This window comes from Candidatus Hydrogenedentota bacterium, assembly GCA_012523015.1.
Taxonomy (GTDB): Bacteria; Hydrogenedentota; Hydrogenedentia; order Hydrogenedentales; family CAITNO01; genus JAAYBJ01.
On sequence record JAAYJI010000081.1, the window covers coordinates 20438 to 29786 of the forward strand.

The 9349-nt window shown below is 56.9% G+C and carries 9 protein-coding genes and 1 tRNA gene; 5 read left to right on the top strand and 5 right to left on the bottom strand.

What is annotated here, in order from left to right:
* Positions 1-67: 67 nt before the first annotated feature.
* From GX117_03675 to GX117_03685, 3 genes are all read right to left on the bottom strand, one after another.
* A complete protein-coding gene (locus GX117_03675; protein NLO32444.1) occupies positions 68-292 on the bottom strand; it encodes a type IV toxin-antitoxin system AbiEi family antitoxin domain-containing protein in 225 nt (74 codons plus the stop codon).
* 119 nt (positions 293-411) lie between these two features.
* Complete coding sequence (locus GX117_03680; GenBank protein NLO32445.1) at positions 412-750, bottom strand: nucleotidyltransferase domain-containing protein; 339 nt, start codon at positions 748-750, stop codon at positions 412-414.
* Between the two features lie 295 nt (positions 751-1045).
* Positions 1046-1121, bottom strand: a tRNA-Asn gene (locus GX117_03685).
* Between the two features lie 180 nt (positions 1122-1301).
* On the opposite strand from GX117_03685, the gene GX117_03690 reads away from it, so the two are divergent.
* The 5 genes from GX117_03690 (at position 1302) to GX117_03710 (ending at position 7921) form a co-directional block, all read left to right on the top strand.
* Positions 1302-2885: a YihY/virulence factor BrkB family protein gene (locus GX117_03690; protein ID NLO32446.1), complete on the top strand. Its 1584-nt coding sequence runs from the start codon at positions 1302-1304 to the stop codon at positions 2883-2885.
* Positions 2886-2888: 3 nt separating this feature from the next.
* Complete coding sequence (locus GX117_03695) at positions 2889-3659, top strand: SDR family oxidoreductase (protein NLO32447.1); 771 nt, start codon at positions 2889-2891, stop codon at positions 3657-3659.
* A gap of 7 nt (positions 3660-3666) precedes the next feature.
* Positions 3667-5886: an ATP-dependent RecD-like DNA helicase gene (locus GX117_03700; GenBank protein NLO32448.1), complete on the top strand. Its 2220-nt coding sequence runs from the start codon at positions 3667-3669 to the stop codon at positions 5884-5886.
* 148 nt (positions 5887-6034) lie between these two features.
* Positions 6035-7030 carry a hypothetical protein gene (locus GX117_03705; protein ID NLO32449.1) on the top strand — a complete coding sequence of 332 codons (996 nt, stop codon included), beginning with the start codon at positions 6035-6037 and terminating at the stop codon, positions 7028-7030.
* A gap of 30 nt (positions 7031-7060) precedes the next feature.
* Positions 7061-7921 (top strand): TIM barrel protein, encoded by an 861-nt coding sequence (locus tag GX117_03710; GenBank protein NLO32450.1) that lies wholly within the window; start codon positions 7061-7063, stop codon positions 7919-7921.
* Positions 7922-7961: 40 nt separating this feature from the next.
* On the opposite strand, the gene GX117_03715 is transcribed toward GX117_03710, so the two are convergent.
* Positions 7962-8837, bottom strand: coding sequence for a DUF89 family protein (locus GX117_03715; protein NLO32451.1), 876 nt, complete (start codon positions 8835-8837; stop codon positions 7962-7964).
* A 66-nt stretch (positions 8838-8903) separates the two neighbouring features.
* On the bottom strand, positions 8904-9349 hold a 446-nt coding region (locus GX117_03720), incomplete at its 5' end, for a hypothetical protein (protein NLO32452.1).

The window sequence follows — 9349 nt, forward strand, 5'->3', positions numbered from 1 at the left end:
CCTTCACAAATGCCCAACACGCGGTGATAGCGGACGCCACCTCAAGCAGCCGTTTCAAGCAGGATCGCTACCCCCTGTGGAATAGACCGGCAACAAGTGCCAGGTTGGGGTCGCCCGCAGGTGGAAGGCTGGCAAGGCGGTAAAGCCCGCGTACGACCATTTCCAGCGTCCCGTTGTCCCGGAGCGCATACAGCGTGCGCGGGTGAATGCCGCCCGCGAGCGCCTCTCCGGTCCGGATCGTCCCTCCGTTTTCGGTAATGATTTTGATCGCTTTGTGCCTTGGCGACGTCATAAGTATTTCTTTCTGGATAAAAACGTAGCCAGATAATAACAAATGGCTGCGTTATTATCCAAAAAAATCGCACCAGATCAGAGGATTTCCATCGCATATAGGGTCAAAACCGTCGTATCTCACGCGGCTGCATAAAGCACGCGTCCTTCCTTGTTCACCGGATAAGCGATGCCGCCGATGACGTTCTTGCTGGATTCAAACCATTCGCTTCCGATCACGATAATATCGAAAGGATAACCGAGTCCTCGAAGAGTTGAATGGATTCGAACACTTTCTTTGCGCTGGTCACCCGGATTCGCCTCCACAACGAGCAAGTCTATATCGCTGTCCGCAGTCATTGTGCCGGTGGCGGCGGAACCAAAGAGGATGATTTTCTCGGGAGAGGCAACGGCGAGAATGCGCCGGATGATCTCATCAAGCGTCGCCTGATCGATGGTTGTGGTTGACAGTTTATCCATATTAATTAACGTCCGGTATCCGTTGGGGTGGCCGTGGGCAACCCCGCTGTTTACTAACTCGAAGTTGTTAAGCGCAAACTCTCATGTTTCGTGAGAGTTTTTCGCCTGAGCGTGGGGAACCTGCCGGTTTCCTTCCGCTTGCAGGTTTGCAACGGTCTCATAACATGAGAATACAGTAGTGGTAGGGGGGCGGTGCAAGTCGCGCATTGGCAGGCAGATACGACAACGCCCCGGCCTGTGTTGGACCGGGGCGTCGCGTAAACTAAAACCGAGGCCAAAGGCATCGGGAATTGGATGGCTCCGCGAGCAGGACTCGAACCTGCGACCTAGTGGTTAACAGCCACCCGCTCTACCGACTGAGCTATCGCGGAATGAAGTGTTAGAATGTGCCCATGATAGCACGTATATTTTGTTTAAATCAAGTTTGTAGCCGCCCTAAAAGGCGGGTATTTCCGGGTGTGGGGGCATCGCGTTTGTATTTTACAGGCTTCATTGTGTTTAATGGTAGGGTTCGTTTTAATCATTCTCCGTAAGCCTTCCATAGGGTCTTTATGAAACACAAGGTTTTGAGTAATTTTCGGCGTTGGATAGAATCCTTCAAGCGTGGTCGGCAATTCGTCGCCCACGATATTTGGCGCATTGGTCTGCCCGGCGAAGAGGTGCCCAACGGCCTGATTATCAAGCAAATCCGCGCTATTATTTTGCTTGCCCGCGGCCTGATGGAAGAGACCATCCTGCTCCGCGCCTCGGCGCTCACCTTCGCAACCCTATTGTTCATCGTCCCTTTTCTCGCCCTCATGTTTTTCCTCATCCAAACCTTCAACATTGGCGATCAGATTTACCAGCGCATGGACAATCAAACCTACAAAGCGGTCTCCGCCTTACGTCACGGCGATAACGGTGATGAGGATGAGGAGGAGCAGGGGGAGTGCGCCCCCGATGGCGCCCTTGTTTCGGATATAGACAGCAAGCCGCTGCCGCCGCCCGTTGATCAGGGGACAACGCCCGTCCTTTCGGTGGGCGCTCCGCGAAAAACGAATAGCGATGAGCAGCTCAAACAGCAAATCATCGGCTGGGTCTTTCCCATCTTTAAAGAAGGCGAATCCATTACGGAGGCTGCGGATTACACGAACCCAGTCAAGATATTTGTTTCATTGGCCGAGTCGGGCGTCAACAATCCCCGCACCGTCGGCCTATCGGGGCTTATCTTTATCCTAACCACTGTTTTCGTATTCATGCGCAACGTGGAATATACGCTCAACCGCATCTGGAGCGTGAAGCGGCAGCGCAATCTGTTTTTGGTCATCAGCCACTATATGATGATCACGCTTTTTTTACCCTTTGTCGCCGCGTCGATCATGGGCATGAACGCCGCCCTGGAGAATCCCCATGTCTCCGAGATGCTCGGCAGCTTCACCTTCGCGGTTCGGCTCCTGCAGTTTCTGTTCCTCTGCTTAGCGCTGACGCTCATCTATTACATTGTCCCCAACACGAAGGTTCATTTCCGCTATGCGCTCCTTGGCGGCATTGTCGGTTCCCTCCTCTTCCTGCTCAACTCCTGGGCCTACGTAAAATTCCAGATGGGCCTCGTTCGCTACACGAATTTCTTCTTTACCTTCGCCCTTTTCCCGCTGCTGTTAATGTACATTTATATTAGTTGGATCATTCTTTTATCCGGTTCGCTCGTCTCTTTCGCCTATCAAAACGAAAAGACCTTTGCCATGGAACGTCTTGCCGAGGGCGCGCCCCAAGCGTACCGCGAATTTTTCGCCATTCGTCTCATGATGGAGCTTGCCTACCGCCATCGCCACCGCCTTTTATATCCGACGGCTCAGGAGGCGGCAGAGCTGTGGAATGTGCCCACGCGCATTGTCAGCGAAACGCTGGAGGCGCTTCATGAAGGGCAATTGGTGACCGCCGCAGCGACAACGCCCGTCACCTACCAGCCCCGGCACGACCCGCGTAGTATCAAGATTTTGGATGTGCTCAACGTGCTCCGCGAACACGGGCAGGATCCTTCGCGTCTGCGCAACCAGAAAGATGCCGTGCCCTTGAGCAATGCCCTCTACTCCGGCGACGCCGCCATCCTGCAAAAAGACATGTATACCATGGCGGAAGAATATGAGCGCAGCTGAGGCATGACCGCGCCGACCGGGGGTGTCGGGGCACAGCCCCTAGGAAGTACCATGAAATTAACGGGACAAAACGCATTAATCACCGGCGCCGGCAGGGGAATCGGCCGTGCCATCGCGCTGGCTTTCGCGCGGGAAGGCTGCCATGTAGCCTTGGCTGCGCGCACCAGCAGCGAGCTGGACGCCGTAGCCGAAGAAGTGCGTGCTGCGGGCGGCCGAGCCCTCGTGCTGCCCTGTGATGTGGCGCTTCCCGAATCGATCCACGCCACGGCAGAACACGCCCTCGCGGCGCTGGGTCATATCGACATCCTGGTGAATAATGCGGGCTACGCTTGTTTTAAGCCCATCTGGACCCTGACCCTCGAGGAATGGCAGCGCTCCTTGCAAGTCAATCTGACGAGCGCCTTCCTCTTTTGCCAAGCCCTCGTGCCCCACATGATGGCGCGGCGCAAAGGCAGGATCATCAACATGTCCAGCGTCACGGGCTTGAAAGCCCTTCCCGAACAAGCCGCCTACTGTGCGGCGAAACACGGGCTGAACGGCTGGACCAAGAGCCTCGCCTTGGAACTGCGTCCCTATTCTATCGCCGTCCACGCCCTATGTCCCGGCGGTGTAGACACTCGTTTCTCCAGAGATGCCATGCCCCATCGCGATAAAAGCGGCTGGATGCAGCCCGAGGATATGGCGGAGACGGCGCTTCATCTTGCCACGCTCAGCCCGCGGGTCGCCATGGACATCGTCAGTCTCCGCCGTTTCGACGGGGAACCGCTGCCATGAGGTGCGTATGAGTAACTCGGAAGTATTTGATTCCATACCCGAAGATTTCGAGCGCCGGGAAGCTGCGGAAGAATCGGCTTCCTACACAGACGGTGCCGGCGCCGAAATCGTGGAAGGGGTTGTCGAACGCATTGTCTATGAGAACACGGAGAACGGTTTTTTTGTGGGGCGCCTGCGCGGCAAAGATTCCGAGGCGCTCCTGACCTTTGTCGGCAATCTCATGGCCGTGTCGCCGGGCGAGACGGTCCGCTTAAAAGGGCGCTGGGTGGAGAATCGGCGTTTCGGCCGCCAGTTCCGCGCCGACGCAGCGGAAGTGATCTTGCCCACCTCCGTTGACGGTATCGAACGGTACCTCGGCTCAGGGCTCATCCCCGGCATCGGCCCCGTCTATGCCAAGCGCCTTGTGGACGCCTTCAAGACGGAAACGCTGCAAGTGATCGACGAACATCCCGAGCGGCTGCGCCGTGTCCCGGGCATCGGCCGCAAGCGCGCCGAGCAGATCCGCAAAGCCTGGGAAGAGCAGCGTTCCATCCAATCCATTATGATTTTCCTGCAAAGCCACGGCATTTCCGCCGCACTGTCCGTACGCATTCACAAGCACTACGGCGAAGGCGCCGCCGCCATCATGCGCGCCAACCCCTATCAGCTGGCGCGGGACATTACAGGCATCGGCTTCCTCTCCGCAGACCGTATCGCCCGCGAAATGGGCATTGCCGTTGACGCGCCGGCGCGGATAAAGGCGGGCGTCCTCCACGCGCTCAACACAGCGGGCGACAGCGGTCACAGCTACTTGCAGATCGACCAATTAAATCAGCAGACGGCGGCGCTGTTGAAACTGCCGACGGACACTTTCCCTGAAATCCTGCAGGAGATGACAGAGACCCGAGAAATCGTCCGCGACCAAGACGCCTGGTATCTGCCGCTTCTCTATCATGCCGAAGTGGGCTGTGCCGCCAAGCTTAAAGGACTGCTCCGCGCCCCCTTGGATCATGTGCCCATACAGGTAGAAAAAGCGCTGACTTGGGTCGAACAACGGGTGGGTTCCGCCCTCTCCGACGAACAGCGAGAAGCCATCCGTGTCGGCGTACAATCGAAGGTCATGGTCATCACCGGCGGCCCCGACACAGGCAAGACAACGGTCATCAAAAGTCTGCTGGCGATCATGGAAGCGAAAGGTATCGCCTACCAACTTGCCGCGCCGACAGGACGCGCCTCCAAACGTATGGAAGAGGCGACCGGCAAAGAAGCCTTGACCATTCATCGCCTCTTGGAATACAACGCCGCCACGGGCAGTTTTCAGCGCGGCGAAAACAACCCCTTGATGACGGATATGCTGGTTGTCGACGAAGCGAGCATGCTCGATGTGCAGTTGGCGCACGCCCTTTTTCGCGCCTTGCAGCCGGGCACACGACTGGTACTCGTGGGCGACGTGGATCAGCTGCCTTCCGTGGGGCCGGGCAATGTCTTGTTCGACATCATCGCCTCCGGCGTCATCCCCGTCGTCCGCCTTAAAACGGTCTTCCGACAAGGCGCAGAAAGCGGCATCATTAGCAATGCCCACCGCATCAATCTCGGCGAAATGCCCGAATTTAACGACCGAGATTTCTTTTTGATCGAACGGCAAGACCCCGCCCGCGTCTTGGAAACCATCGTGGAAGTGGTCTCTCGGCGGCTGCCCGCACGCTATGGCTTCAGCCCGCTCCGAGATATCCAAGTGCTCGCGCCCATGCGTCGGGGCGGCGCAGGCGTGGAAAGCATCAACCTCGCCTTGAAACAAGCGATTAACCCCGACGGCAAAGGGATCCCGCACCGCAGCTTCGGCGTGGGCGATAAGGTCATGCAAACCAAGAACAATTATGATCTTGACGTGTATAACGGCGATGTGGGCGAGGTCACGCTCCTCGACGAAGAGGCAGGCGAAATGGAAGTGCGCTTTGAAGATGAGCGCCGCGTATTGTATCCCCTCGACGCCACCGATAATCTCGCCATGGCCTACGCTACCACCGTTCACAAGGCGCAGGGCAGCGAATATCCCGCCCTGGTGCTGACCCTGCTCCCGCAGCATTATATGATGCTCCAACGCAATGTCTTGTACACGGCCATCACGCGGGGCAAAAAACTGGTCGTCATCATCGGTTCGGGCAAAGCTGTTGCCATGGCCGTGCACAACGCCGATATCGCCGAAAGAAACAGCCTGCTCAGTGATCGGCTGCGCAACGAACGCTGATCCCATTCTTTTCCCGTAACGTGCCGCCCGTGGTAGAGAAAGGCGCTCTTTTCTTCTCCTCCGGCCACAGACAGGGCATAGGCGCTTATGCTATACTGATACGCAGTTGGACGGTTGTTTTTTCATGCATAAATCAGGGAGATGAGCGATGGATAAAGACACGAACCGACGCGATTTTGTGAAACAGTCCTTATGGGGCGCAGCCCTCGCCGGCAGCACCTTGGCAGGCGCCCATAAAGCCCATGGCCAGCCCCGCGACGAATTGGAGCTGCCCAAGCCCATTGACTTGGAACCGGAGGGCGCGCTGCCCCAAGGAAAGATCGGCGATCTTTCTATCAGCCGCATTTTGCTCGGCGGCAATTTGCTCACCCACTTCACGCACAGCCGCGACTTGAAATATGTCTACACCTTGTGCGAACACTACAATACGGACGAGAAGATCATGGAGACCATGGCGGTGGCGGAAAAGCACGGCGTCAACACGCTGGTCATCCACACTGTACCCCGTGCCATGGAAACCTTGCGTACCTATCGACACGACCGGGGCGGCAAAATACAATGGATTATCTGTCCCACCCTGCAGGTGGATGAAGATGCCGCCGCCTATCGCCGACAAGTGAAAGAAATCGTCGATATGGGCGTGGAAGCCGTCTATTTATGGGGCGTAGCCGCCGACCGGCTCACCGCAGAAGGCAACGTGGACGCCATGAAACGGGCTGTCGGCATCGGTCATGAATTCGGTTTGCCCAGCGGCGTCGGCGCCCACGATTTGCGCGTCATCGAATGTTGTGAAGAGCACGGTGTCCCTGCCGATTTCTACATTAAAACCTTCCACCACCACAACTATCCCAGCGCGCCGCGGCCCGATCAGCTGAGCGCAGTCCATACGGAAGTGCCCGGCTATTGGTGCCAAGATCCGCAGGCGGTCATCGACGTCATGAGCCAAGTGGATAAACCGTGGATCGCTTTCAAAGTCATGGCGGCAGGGGCGATCCCGCCCGAAAACGCCTTTCAATATGTCTTCGACAACGGCGCTGATTTTTCTTTAGCCGGTATGTTCGATTTTGAAATTGAGGAAGATGTGCAGATAGCCAAGAAGGTCTTGAAACAAGTCAATCGGCACACACGGCCTTGGCGCGCTTGATGCCCCTTTCCGAAGCATAGGAGTTTTACCATGAGAATATTGCGTGTAGCCTGTGCCCTCAGCGCAGCCCTATGGACCGCGGCCGCCTATGCGGAAACAGCGGAAGCACTGCCTTTTTTTGCCTATTGTTTCGATACCCACGATTCCATGAATCGATCTCTGGAGGAGCAGGCGAAACTGATTAAAGACCTGGGCTTCCAAGGGGTCGGACACCTCTGGCTCGATGATGTCCAAGAACGTTTGGACACCCTAGATGCGCAGGGATTGACGCTCTATCAAATCACCATTCACATCAACATGGCGGACACGGAGACGCCTTTCAGTCCGCAATTAAAAGAAGTCTTGCCCCTGTTAAAGGGCCGTCAGGTGCAAATCTGCCCGCTCATGGAGGGCATGGCGCCTTCCGACCGCGACGGCGATGAAGTGGGCGTGAAAATTATCCGTGAGCTGGCAGACCTCGCCAAAGACTCCGGCACTGAAATCGTGCTCTATCCCCATGCCGACCTCTGGATGGAGCGGGTTGATGACGCCATCCACATGGCGCGCCTCGTCGATCGCGATAATGTGGCGATCATGTTTAATCTGTGCCACTGGCTGAAAGAGAACAATGAGGCGGGTTTGGAAGCCCTTTTGGAAGAAGCCATGCCGTGGCTCCACGCCGTCAGCATCAATGGCGCAGACCATGCCGAAGACATCGCAAAGGGCCCCGGCGATTGGCTCCAGCCCCTCGGCAGCGGCAGCTTCGATGTGGGCGCCTTGCTTGCCGCCTTAAAAAGGCTCGGATACAACAAGCCGGTGGGCTTGCAGTGTTGGGGGCTTCAGGGCGACGCCAAAGTGCATCTGCAGCGGTCCATGGCAGCATGGAAAGCATTGCAAGGGCAGAGCAAATGACTGCGCCCGCCGCGGCTAAGGGCTGCTCGCAGCGCAGTCTTTACAAAGACCTTTCTTGTCGTGCCCGCGTTGAGATAAAAGCCGCTTCGCCCATGGGCACACCGCTGTGCCGTGCCACAATCTCGCATTTCATTTTCAATAAGAGGTAGACGTTGCCGTCGAAATCATCGACGGTCTCGTAATTTCCTTGTCCTTTCGCCAGGATAATATCTGCGTTTTTCATGATCTCAAGAAAAGAGTCGGGCACAAGGCTCAGCGGCGAACCCACATAAGCGCCGCCATTATCGATGACTTCGCACAGTGCGGTGAGACCCACCTGTTCCGCGTCTGCGTGGCAGGCATCGTTAATAATGGGGCCCGCCTTCACAACAGCGGTCACTTTCGTGTGTTTGATCAGCTCACGGATCAGCACCTTATCGAACACGATTTCGCCCGCATTATCGAGCAGGTACAGGAGTGACTTGCATGTTTTCAGCTCGTGGAGAAAGCGGTCCGTATGTTCCAGGGCGAGGGGAGCCGCCATGGCCTGGTCGATGGCGTCGCGCGGGTCGATCTCATGGCTGTTCAAGATGCCCAGATCAATGATGTTGCCCGCCGCAGCCAGACGAATCGCCGTAACGAGCGGCGTATCACTGGACGCGACAAGGTCGTTCAGCATGGGCTCCAGCGCAAGGATCATATTATTTTGTTCGATCTTAACCCCTTTGTAGGCGTCGTCAATGCCGAAGACATCGTGGACATAGTGGTAGGCGTTTAGGGATAAGACGGCGGGCGACTCGTCAAGGGACATGCCCGGAATCTCCGCCACAACGCGGTTAATGACTTCCCGCTGTTTGACCGGATCATCGCCGGCCATCCGTGCCGCGCGAAGGGCTTGTCTCACGATACATTCTAAACAATCGAGTTCCGCTTTCATGGAAGGGTCTCCTTAGTAAGTGCTTCTGGTTGGGGCGGGCTTCGGCTGCCGGCCCATGGCCCGGAACTACGGGTGAGCGCGGCGCTGCCCTATCGCTAAAGGCATGTTTTGCAGGGTAAAAGCGTGTTGTTTGTTGTGCGGCGCCGGCACGGCTTTGTGCCTGTAGATGACCTGCCCCCGCCGCCAACGCTGCAACGCGGGCGCCTGTTCCGGCAAGCCCGTCAATCTAAAGTGATTATGCCTTATAGGGCGCAGGAATTCAAACCACCGAGGATTCATGGGGTAGCGGGGATGGACAGAATGGACACGATGGACCGGATGGACAGAATGGACACGATGGACGGGGATGGACAGAATGGACACGATGGACGAGAGGCGCACAAGGCCCTCCGGTGTAGGGGCGAGATTTATCGCGCCCGAGAAGCTACGCGTGCGCCGAATGGACAAAATGGACGAGCGGCACACAAGACCCTCCGGTGTAGGGGCGAGATTTATCGCGCCCAAGAAGCTAC